Raw genomic sequence first — 23494 nt, forward strand, 5'->3', positions numbered from 1 at the left:
ATGACGGACCCCCTCAGCGTCGACCTAGTACGGCAGCCGCCATTTGCTAGTTGACCAGGGCGTATTCGCGGTTGAGTCGGGTGCGTTGGTGGAACCAGCGGGCTCGGGCCTGGTGGCGTCGTCGCCAGGTCAGCCAGTTGAGGGCGTGGTCGGGTGGTTGTGGGTGGTGGAGGGCGTCAGCGAGAAGCCGTCCTATCTCGGGCACGGTCAGTGGGATCAGTCCGGGCTCGGTCGGTGGCGGCTGGTCGGGTGTGGTCGGTGGGGGTGCCTGGCTGTCGGTGCGGTGGCGTAGCCGCGCGGCGGTGACCGCGCAGACGGCGAGGGCGGCCATGACCAGCACGGTGTGCCGGGCGATCGCCCCGTGCAGGCGGGCCTGGCACTGGTCCAGGCCGAAGTGGTCCTTGCCGAACTCGAAGCATTCCTCGACCGGCCACCGCAGGCCGGCGGCGCGGACCAGCCGCGACACGACCACCGGCTGCCCCTCGGGCACGAAGCAGTAGTGAAACGCCAGTTCACCGGTGGCCAGGTGACGACGCACGAGGAGATGGTGGCGGGGTGAGGCGGTGGCGATCCACGCCCACGCGTACCAGCGGTGTCCCTTCGACCCGGCACCGGCCGAGCGGACCTGCCAGCCACGACCGCGCCTGCCGGCGAGTCCCGTGACGGCTTGCGTGCAGGCCAGCCTGTCACCGGACGGCATCTGGATCATGAACGTGGAGGCGACCCGCAGCACGTACGCCTGCCCACGTTGTTCGAGGAACTCCCTCAGTTCGGTACAGCCGCCGTACACCTCGTCACCGCAGATCACGTCGAAGGTCAAGCCGTCGGCGTACGCGTGGGTGCACAGGTCGATCGCGAGTTGGCCCTTCGTGCGGAACTGCGTGTCCGTCGGCAGCCCCGTCCGCGCGGCGGTGTCCGGGTCGGTGATCTGCTCGGCGGGGATCCACTGCCGGGCGGCGACCAGGGCGTGCCCGGTCCGTTCCCGCACATAGGCCAGGTGGACCGTGTTGATGCCGTTGGCGACCCGACCGGCGCATCCCATGTACTGCCGTTTCACCCCGGCCGTCCCGGTGCCCTGCTTCGGCTGCCCGGTCTCGTCCAGCGCCCCCACCACCAACCCACGCCGCCGGCCGGCCGCCGTGTCCAACCCGGCCGCCGCGTACCGCCGCACCTGGCTCGCCACACCCTCGGCGTCCCACACCGCCCGGTTCAACAACCGCTGAGTCCGGTCCGGCGTGGCATCCCCGACATGCTCGGCGATGGTCCACCCGTTGCGTTTCGGCATCCTGCTGACCAGCGCCGACACGTACCGGCCCGCGTGCAGCCACGTCCGCACCTGGACGAAACAGGACCGCGTTCGCTCCAACAGTTCGGCCCGTGCGCGCTCAGCGCGGGCGGCCGCTACCCTGGCAGCAGCAGCCGCCTTCGATCTTGTTGTCCTCACAAACACATGATCAACAGGCGGCTGCGTCTACGTCGCACCACCCTGCCAACGCGTCCTACCTGGTCACAGCCCTAATGGCGGCTGCCGTACTAGTACGGCAGCCGCCATTTGCTAGTTGACCAGGGCGTATTCGCGGTTGAGTCGGGTGCGTTGGTGGAACCAGCGGGCTCGGGCCTGGTGGCGTCGTCGCCAGGTCAGCCAGTTGAGGGCGTGGTCGGGTGGTTGTGGGTGGTGGAGGGCGTCAGCGAGAAGCCGTCCTATCTCGGGCACGGTCAGTGGGATCAGTCCGGGCTCGGTCGGTGGCGGCTGGTCGGGTGTGGTCGGTGGGGGTGCCTGGCTGTCGGTGCGGTGGCGTAGCCGCGCGGCGGTGACCGCGCAGACGGCGAGGGCGGCCATGACCAGCACGGTGTGCCGGGCGATCGCCCCGTGCAGGCGGGCCTGGCACTGGTCCAGGCCGAAGTGGTCCTTGCCGAACTCGAAGCATTCCTCGACCGGCCACCGCAGGCCGGCGGCGCGGACCAGCCGCGACACGACCACCGGCTGCCCCTCGGGCACGAAGCAGTAGTGAAACGCCAGTTCACCGGTGGCCAGGTGACGACGCACGAGGAGATGGTGGCGGGGTGAGGCGGTGGCGATCCACGCCCACGCGTACCAGCGGTGTCCCTTCGACCCGGCACCGGCCGAGCGGACCTGCCAGCCACGACCGCGCCTGCCGGCGAGTCCCGTGACGGCTTGCGTGCAGGCCAGCCTGTCACCGGACGGCATCTGGATCATGAACGTGGAGGCGACCCGCAGCACGTACGCCTGCCCACGTTGTTCGAGGAACTCCCTCAGTTCGGTACAGCCGCCGTACACCTCGTCACCGCAGATCACGTCGAAGGTCAAGCCGTCGGCGTACGCGTGGGTGCACAGGTCGATCGCGAGTTGGCCCTTCGTGCGGAACTGCGTGTCCGTCGGCAGCCCCGTCCGCGCGGCGGTGTCCGGGTCGGTGATCTGCTCGGCGGGGATCCACTGCCGGGCGGCGACCAGGGCGTGCCCGGTCCGTTCCCGCACATAGGCCAGGTGGACCGTGTTGATGCCGTTGGCGACCCGACCGGCGCATCCCATGTACTGCCGTTTCACCCCGGCCGTCCCGGTGCCCTGCTTCGGCTGCCCGGTCTCGTCCAGCGCCCCCACCACCAACCCACGCCGCCGGCCGGCCGCCGTGTCCAACCCGGCCGCCGCGTACCGCCGCACCTGGCTCGCCACACCCTCGGCGTCCCACACCGCCCGGTTCAACAACCGCTGAGTCCGGTCCGGCGTGGCATCCCCGACATGCTCGGCGATGGTCCACCCGTTGCGTTTCGGCATCCTGCTGACCAGCGCCGACACGTACCGGCCCGCGTGCAGCCACGTCCGCACCTGGACGAAACAGGACCGCGTTCGCTCCAACAGTTCGGCCCGTGCGCGCTCAGCGCGGGCGGCCGCTACCCTGGCAGCAGCAGCCGCCTTCGATCTTGTTGTCCTCACAAACACATGATCAACAGGCGGCTGCGTCTACGTCGCACCACCCTGCCAACGCGTCCTACCTGGTCACAGCCCTAATGGCGGCTGCCGTACTAGTCCCGACTCACCGCATTCATCCATGTCCAAAACTGTATCGCCGACGGCCATTGCTCCGGACGACCGGTTACGCGCTGTTGCGTCATCCAGCACCCGTCGCCTACAGCCACGAGGCAACGCACTGGCCGGAGCCGAGGCGGGAACCCCCATCCAATCAGTCAACCGACTCCAGGTCGTGCCGGGCTGACACCGTTACCCGGCCTGATGATCACGCCCTGGCTACAGCCGTCGGCAATGACATCTGGACTTCCGCTCCTCACCAGCAGGTGGCCGGACCTCGCCGCCGAGCTTGCGGTAGCGCTGCGCGAGATCGGCGAGGACGGCCTGGCGGCTCAAGTCGTGGACCTGCAGATCCTCCAGCCATGCGACTGTGGTGACCAGTTCTGCCATAGCTTCTACAGGCAGCCACCGCCGGTCGGCAACTACGGCCCAGGTCACTGAAACGTCGGTCTGAGCCCATACCGGTCAGGAATGCTCGTCCTCGATGTCGTCAGTGATCCGATCAGGTTCGTCGAGGTCATCGACCGGCCGCCGCTAACGTGAGCCTTCCGCTGCCGACGAGTTTGCAGGCCTTCGCGGACTACTGTGACTCCGCGTGGCCCATGTCGAGGTCGAGATCACTGCGGAGCTGGTCCGGGGTCTGCTCCGCGACCAGTATCCCGACCTCGCCGACCGGCCGGTCCGGCTGGCCGCGCGCGGTTGGGACAACCAGATGTGGCGCCTCGGTGACGATCTCGCCGTCCGGCTGCCCTGGGCGACCGGGTCGGCGGACGCGCTGCTGGTCAAGGAGTACGCCTGGCTGCCTACGCTGGCGCCGCACCTGCCGTTGCCGGTCCCCGTACCGCAGTGGCTCGGCGAGCCGTCCGCACGGTTCCCTCGGCCATGGCTCGTCACCACCTGGGTCCCGGGTGCCCCCGCCGACCGCGCCCCGGTCATGCGAGCCCACGCGGCAGCTGAATCCCTTGCGGCGTTCCTGACCGCGCTGCACCGGCCCGATCCCGGCAGCGCACCCACCGGCAGCGGCAGCGGCCGGGGCGGGCCGCTGACCGACCACACCGACCAGTTCACTCGCGGGCTCGCCGAGGTCACCGCACGCGGGCTGGTCGACGATCCGGAGGCCGTCCAGGCTGTCTGGCAGGATGCGGTCACCGCACCCGGATGGTCAGGTCCGGCGCTGTGGCTGCACGCCGACCTGCATCCGGCCAACGTCCTCACCGCCGACGGCACCATCTGCGGCGTCATCGACTTCGGCGACCTCTGCGTGGGCGACCCGGCGTACGATCTCGCCGCCGGCTGGATCCTGCTCCCGGACGACACGATCGACCACTTCTACGCGGCGTACCAGCCGAGCCTGGACGCCGCCACCATGCGCAGGGCCCGTGGCTGGGCGATGGCCCGAGCCCTCGGCGGCATCCTGATCGGCGACGCCGGGGTCCACGGTCGCCCCGGCGGCAAGCCGACCTGGGGTCCACCGGCCCACGCCGCGCTGCGACGTCTCATCGCCACGATCGACTGATCGGCGAGTCGCCGCCGGCGAAACACTCCGGTCAACCCTCGCGCAGCAGGGCGTGCGCGATGGCGCGGTCCGGCGCGCTGTGCCATGCCGTGGCACCGGCTCCGGACTCCCAGAGCAGGTTCTGCAGTACGCGACCAAGCGTCCAACCGACCGCCCGTTGCCGGTCGAGGCCCAGCACCTCGGTCATCAGGTCGAAGCGCATCCGGACCGCACGCGGCACGTCGCCGGTGGCGACCACGTCGTCCCAGCGGTTGTGCAGCGCGGGAAGCAGCTCGAAGCAGGGGTCACCGGCGAGTGGTTTCGGGTCGATCGCCAGCCATGGCTCCCGATCGTCGGACGCGATCGGGTCGACCCCGAACGAGTCGGGCCGGGACGCGAGGACGTTGTCGTAGTGCAGATCCCAGTGCAGAAGCCGGTCACCGGCCTCCGGCAGCAACTCCTCGACAGCCGCCGCGCACCGCCGGAGCAGCGGATGGTCGGCGGCGGGTAGCCGTACCAGCGCCTGCGGCACCCGGTCGATCATCCCAGCGGCCATGTCGGCCAGGCGGCGTACGTCGGGCGGCGCGGCCACCGAGGTCAGCCGGGCGAGCAGCTGGCTGAGGATCCGCAGCGCGGCCAGATCATCGGGGACGACTGCCAGCGTACGGTCGGCGTCGAGTCGTTCCAGCAGCATCGTGCCGGAGCTCGCGTCGTGCCGCAGGAGGCGTACCGCGCCGTCGCCGCCCCAGGCCCGCAGCGCCGCCGGCTCGCCGACGGTCTCCTCGTCGATCGGCTGCGCCTTCAGCATCGCTGGTGACCCGTCGGCCTGCACGACGGGCAGCACCAGGGCGATCGCCCCGCAGCTCGGCGGCCCGTCGTGGCGCAGTCCCCAGCGGTCCATGATGGCCGTGGTCAGCTGCGGCAGCGCCGCGATCCAGGCCCGCCCGGCCTCACCGAAGTAGGTGGCGTGGGATGCGGCCAGCTCCGCCGGGACCTCGATGCCCGATCCACTGGCGGTCACCTGCGCGTGCCCGGTCAGCTGGGGTCGGCGGCCTTGAGGGTGGTGAGGAAGCCGGTCCAGGCAGCCGGGTCGAACGCGAGCGCCGGGCCGCTACGGTCCTTGGAGTCGCGTACGCCGATGGTGTCGGCGCTGAGGCGGACCTCGACACAGGCGGCGTTGCTCGCGCTGCGCGAGGATTTGAACCAGTCACGGATGGGGGTGTGCTCGGTCATGTCATCTCCTGGGCCACCTGGCGGATCAGGGCGAGGGACTCGTCGAAGCTTAACGCCCGCTCCAGCGTCTCACCGAAGGTGATCGTGTAGTCGGCGACCCGGGTGGACTGGTCGATGATGTCGCTGGAGGTGAGCACCTCCTGCCAGACCAGGTCCGGCACCCGGGTCGACGGAAACGACAGGATCACGAAGGGCGCACCGAGCGCCGGGTACGCGCCGGCCGAGAACGGCATGATCCGAATCTGGATCTGCTCAGGGTGGCGGGTCATCAGGTCGGCCAGGTGGTCGAGCTGGGCGCGCATCACCGTCGGGCCGCCGACCTGCTGGCGGATCGCGCCTTCGCCGACGATCGCGGTGATCCGCAGCGGTGGGTCCTCGGCGAGTCGGCGCTGCCGGGCCATCCGTACCTCGATGCGCTGTTCGGTCTCGGTGAGCCGGACGTAGGTGTTGCCGCCGCGCAGGATCGCGCGGGCGTACGCCTCGGTCTGCAACAGGCCGTCGATCAGCTCGCTCTGGTAGGTGCGGACGTGGTCGGCACCGGCCTCGTAGCCGAGGAAGCGCAGGAACTCGGCCTGGAAGAGCTGCTTGTATGTGTGCCACCAGGCGCGGGCCATCGCGCCGATCCGCAGCGCCTCCAGCTCGGCGGCTTCCTGGTCGTCGATCTCGTAGATCTTGACGAGCTGGGCGAGCCGGTCGGCGGGGAGTTTGACCTTGCCGATCTCCACTCCGGAGACGTACGCCTGGGTGATGCCGCTGCTGCGGCCGACGCCGACGGCGGTCATGCCCAGCTCCTCGCGGCGTTCGCGCAGTCGGATGCCGAGCTCCATGGCCTGCACGGTGGGCGACATGGCGGGGTTGGCGGGTGCCTTGCGGGTCCTCGGTGCGCGTGCCATCGGTGGCCTCCCTCGCGATTGAATGGTGACCACGACATCACACCAGGTGATCATGAACAACACAAGGGGTTGATATAAGCGCGTTTCAGCGCGATGCTTCGTTCACCGCAGCATCCAAACAATGATCATGGAGGACACAGTGGCCGGACAACTGGCGTGGGTGGACGGTGAGCAGCGTGAACGGTACGGATTCTCGCTGTGCCGGGTGGTCGACCCCGGCGGCGCGGACGAACGCTACGACCTGCTCGGCGTCATCGAGGTCCCGTTCGACCAGCGCCACCCGGAGCGCGTCGCCGACCAGCTTCACCCGTGGGCCGTCGCCACCCTGCGGGCCGGCGGGTACGGCTTCGGCCACTACCTCGCCGAACTGACCGGCCTCGACGAGGACGGCGAACCGTGGCACCACATCCGCAACGAGAACATCAGCTGGTCCGGCACCACCGTGCTGGTGCCCGCCGCCGGCTGACCCCCACGCTGCAGTGGCGACGCGACCCTCTGCCTGACGGACTCAGCGGGATACTGGAGTCCGACGAAGGGATTCGCCATGGACGAGGATCGGGAGCGGACAGCGCCGTCGGCGGACGACGAATTCGATCGGCTGCGGCGCGCCAGGTTCGGCGAGCTACCGGCCCGGGTGGCACCGGAGGACATGTTCGGCGCGGTCGATGCCGATCCCGGGCATGATGAGCCGGGTCAGCCTCCGGTGCGTCGGGAGTGGGGTTAGGCGCCGGTCAGGCCTCGCCGCGTCGGGCGCGGACCGCCGCGAGCGCCTCGGCGAGGATCGCCTCGGCGTCGGCGTCGCTGCGACGCTCCTTGACGTACGCCAAGTGCGACTTGAACGGCTCGGTCCGTGGCCGGGCCGGCGGATTGTGCCGGTCCTGCCCGGCGGGCAGCCCACAGCGCGGGCACTCCCAGGTCTCCGGGGCCGCTGCGTCCACGGCAAGGCTGATCTCCACCGCGTGGGCGTTGGCGCACCAGTAGGTCGTCTGCTGGCGGGGTGCGGGTTCGGCCCGCTCGGTGGGCCGGGCCGGGCTGGCACCGACCCGGCTGCCCCGAATCGTGTTGGCACTCGCCATGTTGTCGCTCCTGTCGTCGGGGAGGGGGTGTCACCACCGGCACAAGGCGGTGGTGCGACGCCGGTGAAGCGGGCGTACCTAAAAGAATGCGCGGCCCGCATCAACGGGCCGCGCGAAATCTTACGACGAAATGCGACGGATCACACACCCGCACTCATCGCGACCTTCAGCCACAGGCCGAGGCCGACGATGCAGGCGAACCACACGATGCCGGTCAGCACGGTGTAGCGGTCGAGGTTCTTCTCGGCCACCGAGGATCCGGCCAGGCTGGTGCTCACGCCACCGCCGAACATGCTGGACATGCCGCCGCCCTTGCCCTTGTGCAGCAGGATCAGCATGGTGAGCATGACGCTCGTGATCACCAGCAAGACGATCAATACGTAGGCGAACTCGATCGGCATGGCAGTGGTCAGTCCTCTCATCACGGTCGCCGGCTCGCGAAGCGGGGCGAACCGGACAAGCCCGAGTGGGCCGACACCCGGGCCACCCCAGGATAGCGGGCCGGCTCGATCCATGCCGACCGGCTCCGACCGTCTCCGCAGCCACCCACCCGTGTGGTCCGCCGCGAGAAGGGTAGCCGACCGGATGAGACGACAGGGACAGCCCGCCGAGCGGATCCGGGGCCGACCCACTGGCATCGGCCGGACGTCAGACCGGGCAGCCGAAAGAATCAGCGACGACCTGCGCCTGACCGACACGCCGACGCTGCGGCGACGGCGGTGGTCGGCCGGGCTGACCCTGCTGGCGGTCGGCGCCTACGCGGCGGTCGCCACCTACCAGTACGGCCTGGTACGGCACCTGCCGGAGCCGGCGCTGCCCTGGCTGGACGCCGACCGGGTGGACGCCAGCGGCGAAGCGTACGCCGCCGGACACACCCCGGACACCGCGCTCGCGCTGGCCAACGCCGGCGTCACCCTCGCCCTGATCGGGACGGGCGACGCCGACCGGGCGACCCGCCAACCGTGGCGGCCGCTACTCGCTGCTGGCAAGGCGGCCGGTGACGCGGCCGCCGGGGCCTGGCTGTTCGCCGAGCAGCTCAGCCGGCACCGCCGGATCTGCGGCTGGTGCACCCTGGCCGCCGCCACCACGACCGCAGCGGCGGCGCTCACCGTGCCGGAAGCCACCCGGGCGTGGCGCAACCTTCGCGGTCGCCCGGCATGACGGCCCGGCAGCGGCGTACCTGCCGGGTCGTGGTGGTCGGCGGCGGGCACAACGGCCTGGTCGCCGCCTGCTACCTGGCCCGTAGCGGCTGGCAGACGCAGGTGCTGGAGCAGTCCGACAAGCTGGGCGGCGGCGCCCGAACCGAGGAACTGCTGCCGGGCCACCGCTTCAACACCCACTCCGCCGCGCACAACATCATCAACGCCACCGGCATCGTCGAGGACCTACGGCTGCGGGACGCCGGGCTGGTCTACCGCGAGATGGACCCGTTCTCCATCGCGGCGTTCCGCGACGGCACGATCGTCCGGTTCCACCGCAGCGTCGAGGCCACCGTCGCGTCGATCGCCGAGGTCGACCGGCGGGCCGCGCGGCGGTACGCGGCCTGGATGCGCCAGGCATGGCCGGTCGTCACCGCGATGCGGACCATGCTGGACCCGGGCACCGGCGTGACGCAGCGGCTGCGGCGGATGCCGGGCCTGGTCGCGGCAGGTGGCCGGGCGGTGGCCCGCAACGGCGGGCTGATCGGGCTGGCCCGGACCCTGCTGGCACCGTACGGGCGGGTGCTGCGGGAACGGTTCGACACCGAGCTGGTCCGGGCACCAGTGGCGGCGTTCGCAGCGCACGCCTCCGCGTCACCGCAGCAGGTCGGCGGGGCCACCTTCGCGTTGTGGCAGGCGTTCTACCACCAGGTCGGGCAGTGGCATCCGGTCGGCGGGTCGCAGGCGTTGACCGACGCGCTCGCCACCCGGCTGGCCAGCTACGGCGGCAGTTGGCGGGTGAACGCGCCGGTGGCCCGGATCCGGCGCACCGGGCCCGGCACCGACCGGGTCACCGGGGTCGAGTTGGCCGACGGTACGCGGATCACCGCCGACGCCGTCCTCACCGCCATCGACCCACGCAGCGCACTGCTCGATCTGCTGGATCCGCCGCTGACCGGCCCGGTTGCCGACCGGCTGCGGGCCGCCGGGCGCGGCAACGCCGTACAGAGCCTGGTGCTGCTGGCCACCACCGGGTTGCCCGGCTACCCGCAGGCCCGGCCCGGCGACTGGAACGGATTGCAGTCGTACGTGGACAGCCTCGACTCGCTGTCCGCCGGGTTCGCCCAGGCCGAAGCCGGTCACCTGCCGGACGACCCGGTGCCGACGTACGCGTTCACGCCGACCGCGCTGGACGACAGCCTCGCCCCGCCCGGCCGGCACACCGTCTACCTGGCCTGCCCCTGCGCCCCGTACCAGGTGCGGGGCGGTTGGGACGCCGCCCGGGAGGAGTTCGCCGACCGGATGGTCGCCGCCGTCGAGGCCCGGGCACCCGGGTTCGCCGCCAGTGTCGTCGACCGGGTGACGCACACCCCGGCCGACATGGCCCGGCAACTGCGCTGGCCCGGCGCGCACCCGATGCATCTGGACATCAGCCTGGACCAGCTGGCGATGCTGCGCCCGACCCCTGACCTGGCCGGCCACCGCACCCCGCTGCCCGGGCTGGTGGTGTCCGGGGCGGGCACCGCACCGGTCGGCGGCATCGCCGGCCTGCCCGGCCGCGACGCGGCATACGCGCTGATCACCCGGCCGCCCGCGCGGGACGGGCCCGCCGGCCGCCGATGGCCGTGACGAACTGGGCGGCGGCCAACTGGATCCCGTACGACCAGGTGGGGTAGGCGTGGGTGGCCTGGGCGAGGCGACCGGCGAACATGCCGGTGGCCATCGCCAGCGCCGGTTCGTGGATCATCTCGCCGGCCCGGCCGGCAACGACGGTCGCCCCGAGGATCCGGCCACCGCCGAGATTGCCCAGCAGCCGGCGCGGCCCGGCGACCAGGGTGACGAACCCGTCGGTGGCGTCGGCGGTCACCGCCCGGTCCATCTCCGTCATCGGCAGGTACGCCACCCGGCCGCCCCGGTCGACCGCCTGCGCCTCGGTCAGCCCGACCCGGGCCACCTCCGGGTCGGTGAAGACCACCCACGGCGTGGCGGACGGGTCGTAGCGCTGCCGCCGACGCGACAGCGCGTTGCCGGCGGCGATCCGCCCCATGGCGAACGCGGCGTGGCTGAACGGCATCCGGCCGGTGACGTCGCCGGCGGCGTACCCGCCGGGTGCGGTCGTAGCGAGGTGGGCGTCGGTGACCACGTACCCCCGGTCGTCGACGGCGATCCCGGCGGCCGGCGGGTCGAGCCCGTCGGTGGTCGGTCGTCGGCCGGCCGCGACCAGCAGCCGGTCGCCATGGACCTGGTTGCCGCCGGCCAGCCGCAGCGCCACGCCGCCGACGGTGGTGCCCGCTTCGACGACCTGCGCACCGAGGCACAGCGTGATCCCTTCGCGGGCGAACACGTCGGCGATCACCGCCGAGACCGCCGGCTCGTGGCCGGGCAGCAGCCGGTCAGCGACCTCGACGATGGTTACCCGGGTGCCGAACCGGGCGTACGCCTGGGCGAGTTCGCAGCCGACCGGGCCGCCGCCGAACACGATCAGCGACCCGGGTGCCGCGGCGAGGTCGAAGACCGTCTCGGTGGTCAGGTACGGGACGTCGGCCAGCCCGGGCACCGACGGGACCGCCGGGGCGGCCCCGGTGGCGACGACGTAGCGGCGGGCGGTCAGCACAGTGCCGTCGACGTCGATCCGGCCCGGCGCGACGAACCGGGCCCGACCCCGGCGGACCTCGATGCCCTCGGCGTGCAGTGCGGCGTCGTCCTCGGTGGCGGCGATCTCCTCGACGACCGCCCGCATCCGTCGTACGGTGTCGTCGAACGCCAGCCCTCGGGCGGCCGCCTCGATCAGCGTCTTCGACGGGACACAGCCGGTGAACGTGCAGTCGCCGCCGGGCGGTCCGTCGGTGACCAGCAGCACCCGGGCGCCGGCTCCGGCGGCGGCGCGGGCCGCACCGAGACCGGCGGCCCCACCGCCGATCACCACCAGGTCGTGTCCGCCGGTCACGGTCTGTCCGCCACCAGCAGGCCGTACCCGATGATCTGCTCGGCGATCGCCGCGCGGGCGGCGGCCAGCACCGCCGGGGCCCGGGTGAAGTCCAGCCCGGCCGCCTCGGCCCGGTCGCGGGCGGTCATCCGGACCAGCGTCAGCCGGGCCTCGATCTGCTCCAGCATGGCGGCGACCGCGGCGTCGTGGCGTTGCGTGTACGTCACCCGCAGCCCGGCGGCGGCCAGCAGGTCGGCGTACTCGGCCAGCGGGCGGGCGTCGGCGACGCAGGCGATCCAGCCGCCGAGCCCGGCGAGTTCGGCCGGCAGCCGGGCCTGGTCGACGGTGACGTCGGTGAGGCCGAGCCGCCCGCCCGGCCGCAGCACCCGGGCGAACTCCGCGGCGGCGGTGGCCTTGTCGGGGAACGTGCAGAAGGCGCATTCGCAGACCACCGCGTCGAACGCCGCGTCCGGCACCGGCAGCCGCTCGGCGTCGCCGAGCTGGAACCGCACCGATCCCCGGGCACCGGCCGTCCCGGTCGCGGCAGCCGCCTGCGTCGCGGCGGAGACGTTGGCCGCCGACAGGTCGACGCCGGTGACGTCAGCCTTGTACGACTGGGCCAGCAGCAACGCGGTGGCGCCGCGCCCGCTGGCCACGTCGAGCACGGCCGTGCCGGGACGCAACGCGAGCCGGTCGGCGAGCCGCCGGGTCAACGCCAGACCGCCCGGGTGGTACGACTCGCCGAGCAGCAACGCGACGACGTCGGAGCCGTACGCGGCGGCGCAGCACGCCTTCGCGTCGGTCATCGCGCCGGTCTCCGTGTCAGTCTCCGCGTCGGCGGAGACAGTGGGACCGTCCACCGGCGAGGCCCGGCCGGTCACCGGACCCGCCGGCCGACGTTGGTGGTGTCCGGGGCGATTCGGCCGGTGCCGGTGCGTCCACCGGGCCGGGCCACCTTCGATCCGTACGGTGAATCGGTGAGCACCGGCTGCAGCGGCAACGCGTTGGGCACCACGTCGGCCACCGCCACACCGGACAGCTGCTCGCGGACCTGTTCCCGGTAACCGACCGAGTTGTACGCGCAGAACGGAATCATCCGTCCGTCCGGGGTGATCTCCTCGACGCAGCATTTCATCAGCTGTTTGACGTTGAGCGTGTACGGGTCCTGGAAGTCCTGGATGACGATCATGAAGGCCCGGTTGGTGATGTCGGCGATCGCCGCCGGCAGGTTGATCCCGCAGGCGTCGGCGCAGTCCAGCGCCGTCGCGGCGGCCGCCAACTGCTCGCTGGTGGTCCCGGTGCCCATGAACGCCGACGCCGACCACAGCTTCTCCAACGCCTCGCGGATCGCCAGGTCCGGCAGCACCCGGTTGGCGACGTAGTCGAGGTAGTCGGCGACGTTGAGCAGCCGTGGGATCGGCACCACCCCGAAGCCGGGCTCGCCAGGGGTGCCCTCGCTCAGCAGGTAGGTGATGGACCGGCAGGTCGGGAAGCAGCACGGCACCGGAAAAAAGTCCGACGCGGTGAACCAGTCGGGACGCTGCGCCACGATGCCGTGGATGATGTCGGAGTTGGTCAGCCGGTGCAACGGGTCGAACTCGACGTGCCGTCCGGCGTGGGTGACCGGCTGGAACGACACCGACCGTACGGCGGGGTGCGCCAGCCCGTACTCGATGATCGCGCCGAGTTCGTGGTCGTTGAGCCCGCGTTCGACGGCGGCGACCAGGGTGACGGTCAGCCCGGCCTCGGCGCAGTTGTCCAGCGCCCGCCGCTTGACCTCGCGCAGGTCGCGGCCGCGGATCGCCTGGTGGGTACGCTCGTCGAAGCCGTCGAACTGCAGGTAGATGTTGATCGCCCGGTCCGGGCTGTGCCGCCGGCCGAGTTCGGCGACGAACCGCTTGTCGGAGGCGAGCCGGATGCCGTTGGTGTTGAGGTTCACCGCCTTGATCGGGCGGGCCTGGGCGGCGTCGACGAACTCCAGGATCTGCTTGTGGATGGTGGGTTCCCCGCCGGAGAACATCACCACCTCGGGTTCGCCTTCGGCGGCGACGAACGTGTCGAGCATCCGTTCGCACTGGTCGAGGGTGATCGCGTAGCCGTCGGGTTGGTGGCCGGAGTCGGCGAAGCAGATCGGGCAGTCCAGGTTGCAGCCGGTGTTGACCTCGATGATGCCGAGGCAGGCATGCTGTTTGTGCTCGGGGCAGAGCCCGCAGTCGCTGGGGCAGCCGTCGACCACGTCGGTCTGGAACGCCAGCGGGATCGTGCCGGGCTTGTTGAACCGGGCCGAGTCGAGGTACATCTGCGCGTCGCCGTAGACCAGCGCCTCGAACTGCCCGTGCTCCCGGCAGCGTTTCCGCAGGTAGACCTTGTCGCCGCGGATGTTGACCTGGGCGTCGACGACGACCTTGCACACCGGGCAGATCGACTTGGTGAACTCGATGAAGATTTCGTCGCGATCCTGTTTGGCGGTCATCCAGCTCCTCGGCGGCGCGGTGGAACCCCAGGGCGACCAGTCCACCATCACCGACCGTGGCCCGGCAAGCACCCGATGCCGTCGGCCGTAGCCGGCTACCAGTGACAGCCCGATGCCGCAGAGACATGATCATGTCTCTGCGGCATCGGGGCCCGCGACGGTATGTGTGGGTGCGGTCGACCTTGACGGTGTCGACCGGTCAGCGCTTGACGTGCTCCGGGAAGCGGGCGATCTGGGCGAACTCGTCGGCGTCCAGGCTGGCGCCGCCGATCAACGCGCCGTCGACGTCGACCTCGGCCATGATCGCGGCGATGTTCGCCGCCTTGACCGAGCCGCCGTAGAGGATCCGGGTCTGGTCGGCGGTCGCCTGGTCGTACGACTCGGCCAGCCGGGCCCGGACCGCGCCGCACACCTCCTGCGCGTCGGCCGGGGTGGCGGTCTTGCCGGTGCCGATCGCCCAGACCGGCTCGTACGCGATGACGACCTTGACCACCTGCTCGGCGGTCAGCCCGGCCATGGCGGCGTCGACCTGGTCACGGCAGTGCGCGACGTGGCCGCCGGCCTCCCGCACGTCCAGGCCCTCACCGACGCACAGGATCGGGGTGATCCCGTTGGCCAGCGCGGCGGCCACCTTGGCCTTGACCACCGCGTCGTCCTCGTTGTGGTACGCCCGCCGCTCGGAGTGGCCGACGGTGACGTACTGGCAGCCCAGCTTCGCCAGCATCGCCCCGGAGATGTCACCGGTGTAGGCACCGGAGGCGTGCGGCGACAGGTCCTGCGCACCGTAGCCGATGGCCAGCTTGTCGCCGTCGATCAGCGTCTGCACGCTGCGCAGCGCGGTGAACGGCGGCAGCACCGCCACCTCGACGTCGGTCAGCTGCTGCTCGTTCAGGCTGAACGCCAGCTTCTGGACCAGCGCGATGGCTTCCAGGTGGTTGAGGTTCATCTTCCAGTTGCCGGCCATCAGCGGCCGGCGGGCAACGGTCTCAGGCACTGCTCTCACTTCTCCAGGGCGGCGATGCCGGGCAGGGTCTTGCCCTCCAGGTACTCCAGCGAGGCGCCCCCGCCGGTCGAGATGTGCCCGAAGGCGGACTCGTCGAGGCCGAGGGTGCGCACCGCGGCCGCCGAGTCGCCGCCGCCGACGACGGTGAAGCCGTCGACCTTGGTGATCGCCTCGGCGACGCCCCGGGTGCCGGCGGCGAACGGCGCCAGCTCGAACACGCCCATCGGGCCGTTCCAGAACACCGTCCGGGCCCCGGCGAGGGCCTCGGCGAACGCGGCGACGCTGCGCGGGCCGATGTCCAGGCCGAGCCGGTCGGCCGGGATCGCGGCGGCGTCGACCACGTCGTGGTCGGCGTCGGCGGCGAACGCGGTGGCGGCCACCACGTCCACCGGCAGCACGATCTTGCCGGCACCCCGCTCCAGCAGGTCGCGGCAGGTGTCGACCATCTCGGCCTCCAGCAGCGACTTGCCGACCTCGTGGCCCTGGGCCTTGAGGAAGGTGAAACACATGCCGCCGCCGACCAGCAGCTTGTCGACGGTCGGCAGCAGCGCCTCGATGACGGCGAGCTTGTCGGAGACCTTCGACCCGCCGAGCACCACCACGTACGGCCGCTCCGGTGCGCCGGTCAGCTTGCCGAGCACCTCGACCTCACGGTGCACCAGCTTGCCGGCGACGTGCGGCAGCCGCGCCGGTACGTCGTACACGCTGGCGTGCTTGCGGTGCACGGCGCCGAACGCGTCGTCGACGTACGCGTCGGCGAACGCCGCCAGCTGGTCGGCGAAGGCACCCCGCTCGTCGGCGTCCTTGCTGGTCTCCCCCGGGTTGAACCGCAGGTTCTCCAGCAGTGCGACCTGGCCGCCGGTCAGGCCGGCGACGGTGGCCTGCGCCGAGGTACCGACGGTGTCGGTGGCGAACGCGACCGGCGTGCCGAGCAGTTCGCCGAGCCGGGCGGCGACCGGGGCCAGGGTGTACTTCGGGTCCGGAGCGCCCTTGGGCCGGCCCAGGTGGGAGCAGACCACCACGGCCGCGCCGGCGTCACGCAGCGCGGTCAGGGTGGGCAGCACCGCCCGGATCCGGCCGTCGTCGGCGATGACCCCCGGGTTGTCCTTCTCGAACGGGACGTTCAGGTCGGCGCGCAGCAGCACGCGCCGACCCGACACACCCTCGGCGAGAAGGTCGTCGAGAGTGGTTACCTGGCTCACAGGGACGCGCCCACCAGCTTGACCAGGTCCACCAGGCGGTTGGAGTAGCCCCACTCGTTGTCGTACCAGCCGACGACCTTGACCTGGTCGCCGATCACCTTGGTCAGGCCGGCATCGAAGATGCACGACGCCGGGTCGGTGACGATGTCGGCCGACACGATCGGGTCCTCGGTGTAGGTGAGGATGCCGGCCAGCGGGCCCTGCGCGGCGGCCTTGACCGCGGCGTTGACCTCTTCGACGGTGGTCTCGCGGCCGACGGTGACGGTCAGGTCGGTGGCCGAGCCGGTCGGGATCGGCACCCGCAGCGCGTAGCCGTCCAGCTTGCCCTTGAGCTCCGGCAGCACCAGGCCGATCGCCTTGGCGGCGCCGGTCGAGGTCGGCACGATGTTCAGCGCGGCGGCGCGGGCCCGGCGCAGGTCGGAGTGCGGGCCGTCCTGCAGGTTCTGGTCCTGGGTGTACGCGTGGATGGTGGTCATCAGGCCGCGCTCGATCCCGAACGTGTCCTGCAGCACCTTGGCCATCGGGGCGAGGCAGTTGGTGGTGCAGGAGGCGTTCGAGATGATCGTGTGCTTGGCCGGGTCGTACTGGCCGTCGTTGACGCCGAGCACGACGGTGACGTCCTCGTTCTTGGCCGGGGCCGAGATGATCACCTTCTTGGCGCCGCCGTCGACGTGCGCCTTGGCCTTGGTGGCGTCGGTGAAGAAGCCGGTCGACTCGATCACCACGTCGGCGCCGAGCTCGCCCCACGGCAGCTTGGCCGGGTCGCGCTCGGCGAGCGCCTTGATGGTCTGCCCGCCGACGGTGATCTCGTCGCCGCTGGCCTTCACCTCGTGCGGCAGCCGGCCCAGGATGCTGTCGTACTTGAGCAGGTGCGCGGTGGTCGCGGTGTCGCCCAGGTCGTTGAAGGCGACGATCTGGATGTCCGCGCCGGAGGCGAGCACCGCCCGCGTGAAGTTACGGCCGATACGGCCGAAGCCGTTGATGCCAACCCGGATGGTCACAGGTCCCATCTCCTTGCTTCTCGCCCGTCCGGGCCGGAGCCGGACGGATTGGTGTGCGCCGACCGCGTGGCGGGCCGGGCGCCGATCAGATGATCCGGCTGGTCACGCCGCAGCCGTACGTGGCTCGGGCGGGACACCCGAGGCGGTGGTCGCGGCGGGAGAGCCGGGTGCCGGCCCCGTCGCCGTACACTGCGACCCTATCCGAGAAGCCCGTGCCGTGTTGCGCCGGGGCGTCCGGTCACCCTGGTTCACAACTGGTGTTCACCCGACGAGCATCTCCGCCGTCACCGCGTCCTCGGTGTCCGGAATGCCGAGATCACGGGCCCGCTTGTCGGCCAGCGCCAACAGCCGGCGGATCCGCCCGGCGATCGCGTCCTTGGTCAGTGGCGGGTCGGCCAGCGCACCCAGCTCCTCCAGCGACGCCTGGCGGTGCTCCAGCCGCAGCCGGCCCGCCGACGTCAGGTGCCGTGGGGCGTCGTCGGCGAGGATCTCCAACGCCCGGGTCACCCGGGCTGCGGCGGCCACCGCCGCGCGGGCCGAGCGGCGCAGGTTGGCGTCGTCGAAGTTGGCCAGCCGGTTCGCGGTGGCCCGCACCTCCCGGCGTACCCGCCGCTCCTCCCAGGTCAGCACGCTGGAGTGCGCGCCGATCCGGGTGAGCAGCGCGGCGATCGCGTCACCGTCCTTGACCACCACCCGGTCGACGCCGCGCACCTCGCGTGCCTTGGCGGCGATCCCCAGCCGCCGGGCGGCACCGACCAGCGCCAGCGCCGACTCCGGCCCCGGGCAGGTGATCTCCAACGCACTGGACCGGCCCGGCTCGGTCAACGACCCGTGCGACATGAACGCGCCCCGCCAGGCCGACACGGCGCAGCAGACATTCGCCGACACCAGGTGCGGCGGCAGGCCACGCACCGGCCGCCCTCGAACGTCCAGCAGCCCGGTCTGCCGGGCCAACGCCTCGCCGTCCTTGACCACCCGGATAATGAAGTGGTTGCCCTTGCGCAGCCCGCTCGGGCTCAGCACGTGAATCTCACTCGAGTAGCCGTAGACGTCGGCCACCTCCCGGCGCAGCCGCCGGGCGACCGCGTTGGTGTCCAGTTCGGCTTCGACGACGACCCGGCCGGCGACGATGTGCAGCCCGCCGGAGAAGCGCAGCAACGCGGCCATCTCGGCCCGACGGCAGCACGGCTTGGGCACGTCGACCCGGCTCAGCTCGTCCTTGACGGCAGCGGTCATCGCCATAGTCATTCACCTCACGGGGGCCGGTTAGACGGCGGGTACCGATACGTACGTGCTTAACGAGCGGACCCCAGGACAGGCACCAGGGCGGCACCCAACGCGACCGGATCGTGCCGGGGGCTGCCGTCGGCGACCGCCAACGGGGCGAGCGTCAAACGCGCACCCAGCGATTCTGCCGCACGGGCCGCCGGCTCGGGATCGCCGACCGCCGTACCGTCGGCGAGCACCGTGTCGACCTGCAGCTGCGGCAGGTACCAGCTGAGGGCGGCGAGGTGGTCGGCGACCGACAGCCCGAGGGTCTCCTTCTCCGCCGCCAGGTTCAGCGTGACCAGCCGCCGGGCCGGGCTGGCCACGATTGCGGCGGCCAGGTCCGGCACCAGCAGATGCGGGATGACGCTGGTGTACCAGCTGCCGGGACCGAAAATCAACCAGTCGGCGTCGCGCACCGCCGCCAGCACCGGCCGGCAGGCGGCAGGTGCTTTCGGCTGCAGCCGTACCGACTCGACCCGGCCCCGGGTGACCGCCACCGCGTGCTGGCCCCGGACGGTGACCACATCGGTCGGTCGCTGCGGGTCGCCGCCGCGAACGTCGGCTTCAATCGACACCGGCTCGCAGGACATCGGCAGCACCCGGCCGGTCGCGCCGAGCAGCCGGCCGACGTGGTCGAGAGCGGCGACCGGGTCACCGAGCAGCTCCATCAGCCCGCAGAGCACCAGGTTGCCGACCGCGTGCCCGGTGAGCGGATCGGGTCGGTCGGTCGCCGGCGCCTCCCCCGGCACCGGCACGAACCGGTGCTGGAACAACTCGGCGGTCAACTGGTCGGCCGGCGCCGGCCCGGCCAGCGCGGCGAGCGCCTGACGCAGATCGCCGGGGGGCAGCGCGCCCCGGTCGGCCCGCAGCCGGCCACTCGAACCACCGTCGTCACCGACCGTGACCACTGCGGTGAGGTCCAGCGCCAGCTCGGCACCGGCGTGACGCAGGCCACGCAGCGAGGCGGCCAGCCCGTGCCCGCCGCCGAAGGCCACCACCCGCAGTACGCTCACTCGCGCCCCAGGTCACGGTGCTGGGCGTTGACCGACAGCCGGGCCTGACGCAGCCGTACGGCGAGCTCCTCGGCGATCGCCACGCTGCGGTGCTTGCCGCCGGTGCAGCCGACCGCCACGGTCAGATAGCGCTTGCCCTCCCGCTCGAACCCGGCGGTGGTGGCGTTGACCAGCTCGGCGTAGTTGCGGACGAAGTCATCGGCGCCTTCCTGGCTGAGCACGTACCCGCTGACCGACGCCTCCCGGCCGGTGTACTCGCGCAGGTCCGGCACCCAGTACGGGTTGGGCAGGAACCGCGCGTCGATCACGAAATCGGCGTCCGGCGGCAGCCCGTACTTGAAGCCGAACGACAGCACGGTGATCCGCAGCCGGCGGGCGTCCTCGCCGCCGAACAGCTCCTCGACCCGGCGCCGGAGCTGGTTCTCGTTCAGATGGCTGGTGTCGATGATCACATCGGCCTGGTCGCGGGCCTCGGCGAGCAGCTCCCGCTCGGCGGCGATGCCGTCCGCCAGCCGACCGTCACCCTGCAGCGGATGCGAGCGCCGGACACTTTCGAACCGGCGGATCAGCACGTCGGCGGCGGCGTCGACGAAGACCACCCGGGGCTGGTAGCCGCGCTCCTTGAGCGCGCGGATCGCGCCGACCAGGTCGGTGGAGAAGGCACGGCTGCGCACGTCCAGCACCATCGCGGTACGCCGGGCCGCCCCACCGGCCCGCATCGCCAGCTCGGCCATGTCGAGCAGCAGCGCCTGCGGCAAATTGTCCACCACGTAGTAGCCGACGTTCTCCAGAGCCCGGGCCACCGTGCTGCGTCCGCCCCCGGACACCCCGGTCACCACGACCAGCCGGGCCTCGTTCTGGTCGGCGGCGCTGCCGGCCGGTTCGCCGTCGTGCACGGCGCTGCTGGCCAGGTCGTCGACCGCCGCGACGCTGGCCGGTGTGTCGTCGGCCGGGTTCAGGCTGTTCTGCCTCACGGTCCTCCTGCCTCGGGTACTCGGCGCGCCAGGTGCGCGCAGGTCGGCACCACAGATGGGATTCTAGGTGCGATCAGCGCCGCCATCCGGCGACCCGGCGAGCGCAGCGACGATCGTCTCCGCGGTCCGCCGGCCGATGCCGGGCACCTCGGTGATCTCGTCGACGGTCGCCGAGGCGATCCGCCGGACCGAGCCGAAGTGCCGCAGCAGCGCCTTGCGCCGGGTCTCGCCGAGCCCGGGCACCTGGTCCAGCCCGGAGGCGGTCATCCGCTTCGACCGGCGCTGCCGGTGGTAGGTGATCGCGAACCGGTGCGCCTCGTCGCGGATGCGTTGCAGCAGGTAGAGCCCTTCGGAGGTGCGCGGCAGAATCACCGGGTAGTCGTCGCCGGGCAGCCACACCTCCTCCAGCCGCTTGGCCAGCCCGCACAGCGCAACGTCGTCGACGCCGAGCTCGGCCAGCACCGTCGCGGCGGCCTGCACCTGCGGCGCGCCGCCGTCGACCACGACCAACTGCGGCGGGTACGCGAACCGGCGCGGCCGCCCGGTCTGCGGGTCGACACCCGGCGGCGGCTGCCCCACGGCCGGCGGCGCCGGCACGTCGTCAGCAGGCACCGACGCCTGCGGCGGCGGTTCGTCGGAGGGCTGGCGGTGGCGGGCAAAGCGTCTGCGCAGCACCTCGCTCATCGCGGACAGGTCGTCGGTCGCGCCGCGGACCGCGAACCGACGGTACTCGGCCTTGCGGGGCAGCCCGTCCTCGAACACCACCAGGCTGGCGACCACGTCGGTGCCCTGGATCTGCGACACGTCGAAACACTCGATGCGCAGCGGCGCGGTTGCCAGCCCGAGCGCCTCGGCGATCTCCTCCAACGCCTGGCTGCGGGTGGTCAGGTCACTGGCCCGGCGCAGCTTGTGCCGGGTCAACGCCTCGCCGGCGTTGCGGGCCACGGTCTCCATCAGGGCGCGTTTGTCGCCGCGTTGCGGCACCCGCAGCGTCACCCGGCTGCCCCGGCGGGCGGTCAGCCAGTCGGCGAGCGCCGGTGCGTCAGCCGGCAGCTCGGGCACCAGCAGCTCCCGGGGCACGTCGGTTTCACCCTGCTCGGGGCCGTACACCTGGGTGCAGAAGTGGTGCACCAGATCGGCGGTGGTCAGCTGCTCGACCTTCTCCACCACCCAGCCGCGCTGACCGCGTACCCGGCCGCCGCGGACGTGGAATACCTGCACCGCCGCTTCGAGCGGGTCCTCGGCGAAGGCGACCACGTCGGCGTCGGTGCCGTCACCGAGCACGACGGTCTGCTTCTCCATCGCCTTGCGCAGCGCCGCAACGTCGTCACGCAGCCGGGCGGCCCGTTCGAACTCCAACGCCTCGGCGGCGTCGTGCATGTCCCGCTCCAACCGGCGCACCATGGTGTCGGTGCGCCCGGCCATGAAGTCGCAGAACTCGTCGACGATCGCCCGGTGCCCGGCGGGGTCGACCCGGCCGACGCACGGCGCCGAGCACTTGCCGATGTCGCCGAGCAGACACGGCCGCCCGACCTGGCCGGCCTGCCGGAACACCCCGGCCGAGCAGGTCCGCGCCGGGAAGACCCGCAGCAGCAGGTCAAGGGTCTCGCGGATCGCCCAGGCGTGCGAGTACGGCCCGAAGTAACGCACCCCTTTGCGTTTCGCCCCGCGCATCACCTGCAGCCGGGGAAACTCCTCGTCCAGCGTCACCGCCAGGTACGGGTAGGACTTGTCGTCCCGGTAGCGGACGTTGAACCGGGGGTCGTACTCCTTGATCCAGAGGTACTCCAGCTGCAGCGCCTCGACCTCGCTGCCGACGGTCACCCAGTCGACCGACGCGGCGGTGGTGACCATCTGCTGGGTGCGCTGGTGCAGCTGCCACAGGTCGCCGAAGTAGGAGTTGAGCCGGCTGCGCAGGCTCTTGGCCTTGCCGACGTAGATGACCCGCCCGGTGGGATCACGGAACCGGTAGACCCCCGGCGAGTCCGGGATGGTGCCGGGGGCTGGGCGGTAGCTGGACGGATCTGGCATCGCCGTCAGCGTAGTCCAGGGCTGTGACAGCTCCGGTCGTCCGCGTCCGGTCGTCCGCGTCCGCGTGGGCGGCACGCACCCGGCGGACGCGGACGACCGGACCCGTCAGGCCACCGAGATGGTCTCGCCGTCGACGGTGACGGTCTTCTCCTCCAGCGGCGCCGACGCCGGGCCGGAGAGCACCGAGCCGTCGGAGATGGAGAAGCTGCTGAAGTGGCAGGTGCAGTTGATGGTGCCACCGTCGAGGTTGGCCACCGGGCAGCCCTGGTGGGTGCAGACATTGCTGAACGCCTTGAACTCGCCCTCAGCGGGCTGGGTGACCACGACGCCCTGGGCGGCGAGGATGATACCGCTGCCGACCGGCACCTGGCTGGTGGTGAGCCCGTCACCGCCGGTTCCGGTGTCGCCGCTGTCGTCCGTACCGCTGTCCGTGCCGGCGGACTGGCCCGCGTCGACCGGTGCGTTGGCACCGTCGCCCAGGCTGTCGTCGGTACCGGTGCCGCAGGCGGCGAGCGCCACGGTCGCTCCGACTCCGCTTGCGCCGATCAGCAGCGCCCGGCGGCTGGTCGGACCGGTGTCGGTCGTCGTCTGGTGCTCAGTCATTCAGCTTGCCTCCTGTCAGTTGCCACGGCTGGTCGTCCATGGCCACGCCAGTAGAAACGGCGAGGCGTCACGAACGGTTCATCCCGGTATGACGGTAGGACCATGATCCATGCGCAG

The 23494-nt window shown here is 71.7% G+C and carries 24 protein-coding genes; 5 read left to right on the forward strand and 19 right to left on the reverse strand.

Translation table 11 applies throughout. From position 1 onward, the window contains the following. Window positions 1–46: 46 nt before the first annotated feature. The 3 genes from O7621_RS23525 to O7621_RS23535 all read right to left on the reverse strand — a co-directional run bounded on the left by O7621_RS23525 (window position 47) and on the right by O7621_RS23535 (window position 3436). Entirely contained in the window at window positions 47–1336 is a 1290-nt protein-coding gene (locus tag O7621_RS23525) for an IS701 family transposase (RefSeq protein ID WP_282230471.1), read from the reverse strand. A gap of 219 nt (window positions 1337–1555) precedes the next feature. Continuing rightward, entirely contained in the window at window positions 1556–2845 is a 1290-nt protein-coding gene (locus tag O7621_RS23530; protein ID WP_282230471.1) for an IS701 family transposase, read from the reverse strand. Between the two features lie 420 nt (window positions 2846–3265). Further along, on the reverse strand, window positions 3266–3436 hold the full coding sequence (locus tag O7621_RS23535; protein WP_282231263.1) for a hypothetical protein: 171 nt from the start codon (window positions 3434–3436) through the stop codon (window positions 3266–3268). A gap of 205 nt (window positions 3437–3641) precedes the next feature. Here O7621_RS23535 and O7621_RS23540 point away from each other — a divergent pair, with 205 nt between their 5' ends. Next, window positions 3642–4562 (forward strand): aminoglycoside phosphotransferase family protein, encoded by a 921-nt coding sequence (locus tag O7621_RS23540; RefSeq protein WP_282231264.1) that lies wholly within the window; start codon window positions 3642–3644, stop codon window positions 4560–4562. A gap of 31 nt (window positions 4563–4593) precedes the next feature. On the opposite strand, the gene O7621_RS23545 is transcribed toward O7621_RS23540, so the two are convergent. The 3 genes from O7621_RS23545 to O7621_RS23555 are packed head-to-tail and all read right to left on the reverse strand — an operon-like array spanning window position 4594 to window position 6667. Continuing rightward, on the reverse strand, window positions 4594–5562 hold the full coding sequence (locus O7621_RS23545) for an aminoglycoside phosphotransferase family protein (RefSeq protein ID WP_282231265.1): 969 nt from the start codon (window positions 5560–5562) through the stop codon (window positions 4594–4596). A 14-nt stretch (window positions 5563–5576) separates the two neighbouring features. Further along, on the reverse strand, window positions 5577–5774 hold the full coding sequence (locus O7621_RS23550; protein ID WP_282231266.1) for a DUF397 domain-containing protein: 198 nt from the start codon (window positions 5772–5774) through the stop codon (window positions 5577–5579). After that, complete coding sequence (locus O7621_RS23555; protein WP_282231267.1) at window positions 5771–6667, reverse strand: helix-turn-helix transcriptional regulator; 897 nt, start codon at window positions 6665–6667, stop codon at window positions 5771–5773. Before O7621_RS23555 ends, O7621_RS23550 begins: the two co-directional genes overlap by 4 nt. 121 nt (window positions 6668–6788) lie before the next feature. Between O7621_RS23555 and O7621_RS23560 the strand changes: the two genes are divergently transcribed. Together O7621_RS23560 and O7621_RS23565 are read left to right on the forward strand one after the other, a co-directional pair. Then, complete coding sequence (locus tag O7621_RS23560) at window positions 6789–7133, forward strand: hypothetical protein (protein ID WP_282231268.1); 345 nt, start codon at window positions 6789–6791, stop codon at window positions 7131–7133. Window positions 7134–7211: 78 nt separating this feature from the next. Then, entirely contained in the window at window positions 7212–7391 is a 180-nt protein-coding gene (locus O7621_RS23565; protein WP_282231269.1) for a hypothetical protein, read from the forward strand. A 7-nt stretch (window positions 7392–7398) separates the two neighbouring features. Here the strand turns inward: O7621_RS23565 and O7621_RS23570 are convergent, their stop codons facing one another. Both O7621_RS23570 and secG read right to left on the reverse strand, forming a co-directional pair. Continuing rightward, window positions 7399–7743, reverse strand: a complete 345-nt coding sequence (locus O7621_RS23570; protein ID WP_282231270.1) for an RNA polymerase-binding protein RbpA — start codon at window positions 7741–7743, stop codon at window positions 7399–7401. A 140-nt stretch (window positions 7744–7883) separates the two neighbouring features. Continuing rightward, window positions 7884–8144, reverse strand: a complete 261-nt coding sequence (gene secG, locus O7621_RS23575; protein ID WP_278169949.1) for a preprotein translocase subunit SecG — start codon at window positions 8142–8144, stop codon at window positions 7884–7886. Window positions 8145–8328: 184 nt separating this feature from the next. Here secG and O7621_RS23580 point away from each other — a divergent pair, with 184 nt between their 5' ends. Then, entirely contained in the window at window positions 8329–8904 is a 576-nt protein-coding gene (locus O7621_RS23580; RefSeq protein WP_282231271.1) for a vitamin K epoxide reductase family protein, read from the forward strand. Then, entirely contained in the window at window positions 8901–10511 is a 1611-nt protein-coding gene (locus O7621_RS23585) for an NAD(P)/FAD-dependent oxidoreductase (RefSeq protein ID WP_282231272.1), read from the forward strand. Before O7621_RS23580 ends, O7621_RS23585 begins: the two co-directional genes overlap by 4 nt. On the opposite strand, the gene O7621_RS23590 is transcribed toward O7621_RS23585, so the two are convergent. The 11 genes from O7621_RS23590 to O7621_RS23640 all read right to left on the reverse strand — a co-directional run bounded on the left by O7621_RS23590 (window position 10462) and on the right by O7621_RS23640 (window position 23377). Continuing rightward, window positions 10462–11829, reverse strand: coding sequence for an FAD-dependent oxidoreductase (locus tag O7621_RS23590; protein ID WP_282231273.1), 1368 nt, complete (start codon window positions 11827–11829; stop codon window positions 10462–10464). The two genes, O7621_RS23585 and O7621_RS23590, sit on opposite strands and share 50 nt — an antisense overlap. Beyond that, window positions 11826–12614, reverse strand: coding sequence for a methyltransferase domain-containing protein (locus O7621_RS23595; protein ID WP_282231274.1), 789 nt, complete (start codon window positions 12612–12614; stop codon window positions 11826–11828). The genes O7621_RS23590 and O7621_RS23595 overlap by 4 nt, the downstream gene beginning before the upstream one ends. Before the next feature lie 71 nt (window positions 12615–12685). Further along, window positions 12686–14281: a radical SAM protein gene (locus O7621_RS23600; RefSeq protein WP_282231275.1), complete on the reverse strand. Its 1596-nt coding sequence runs from the start codon at window positions 14279–14281 to the stop codon at window positions 12686–12688. A 199-nt stretch (window positions 14282–14480) separates the two neighbouring features. Continuing rightward, a complete protein-coding gene (gene tpiA / locus O7621_RS23605; RefSeq protein ID WP_282234704.1) occupies window positions 14481–15245 on the reverse strand; it encodes a triose-phosphate isomerase in 765 nt (254 codons plus the stop codon). Window positions 15246–15280: 35 nt separating this feature from the next. After that, on the reverse strand, window positions 15281–16486 hold the full coding sequence (locus tag O7621_RS23610) for a phosphoglycerate kinase (RefSeq protein ID WP_282231276.1): 1206 nt from the start codon (window positions 16484–16486) through the stop codon (window positions 15281–15283). Continuing rightward, on the reverse strand, window positions 16483–17487 hold the full coding sequence (gene gap, locus O7621_RS23615) for a type I glyceraldehyde-3-phosphate dehydrogenase (protein ID WP_282231277.1): 1005 nt from the start codon (window positions 17485–17487) through the stop codon (window positions 16483–16485). Before gap ends, O7621_RS23610 begins: the two co-directional genes overlap by 4 nt. Window positions 17488–17748: 261 nt before the next feature. Continuing rightward, entirely contained in the window at window positions 17749–18729 is a 981-nt protein-coding gene (whiA, locus tag O7621_RS23620; protein ID WP_123602428.1) for a DNA-binding protein WhiA, read from the reverse strand. Window positions 18730–18782: 53 nt separating this feature from the next. After that, window positions 18783–19769: a uridine diphosphate-N-acetylglucosamine-binding protein YvcK gene (yvcK, locus tag O7621_RS23625; RefSeq protein WP_282231278.1), complete on the reverse strand. Its 987-nt coding sequence runs from the start codon at window positions 19767–19769 to the stop codon at window positions 18783–18785. After that, window positions 19766–20665: an RNase adapter RapZ gene (rapZ, locus tag O7621_RS23630; RefSeq protein ID WP_282234705.1), complete on the reverse strand. Its 900-nt coding sequence runs from the start codon at window positions 20663–20665 to the stop codon at window positions 19766–19768. The genes yvcK and rapZ overlap by 4 nt, the downstream gene beginning before the upstream one ends. A gap of 141 nt (window positions 20666–20806) precedes the next feature. Beyond that, the gene (gene uvrC / locus O7621_RS23635) at window positions 20807–22774 is read right to left on the reverse strand and encodes an excinuclease ABC subunit UvrC (protein WP_282231279.1); all 1968 of its coding nucleotides are present in this window, start codon (window positions 22772–22774) and stop codon (window positions 20807–20809) included. 105 nt (window positions 22775–22879) lie between these two features. Then, window positions 22880–23377: a Rieske (2Fe-2S) protein gene (locus O7621_RS23640; RefSeq protein ID WP_282231280.1), complete on the reverse strand. Its 498-nt coding sequence runs from the start codon at window positions 23375–23377 to the stop codon at window positions 22880–22882. Window positions 23378–23494: the final 117 nt, after the last annotated feature.

It is taken from the genome of Solwaraspora sp. WMMD937, assembly GCF_029581175.1.
In the GTDB taxonomy this organism is placed as follows: domain Bacteria; phylum Actinomycetota; class Actinomycetes; order Mycobacteriales; family Micromonosporaceae; genus Micromonospora_E.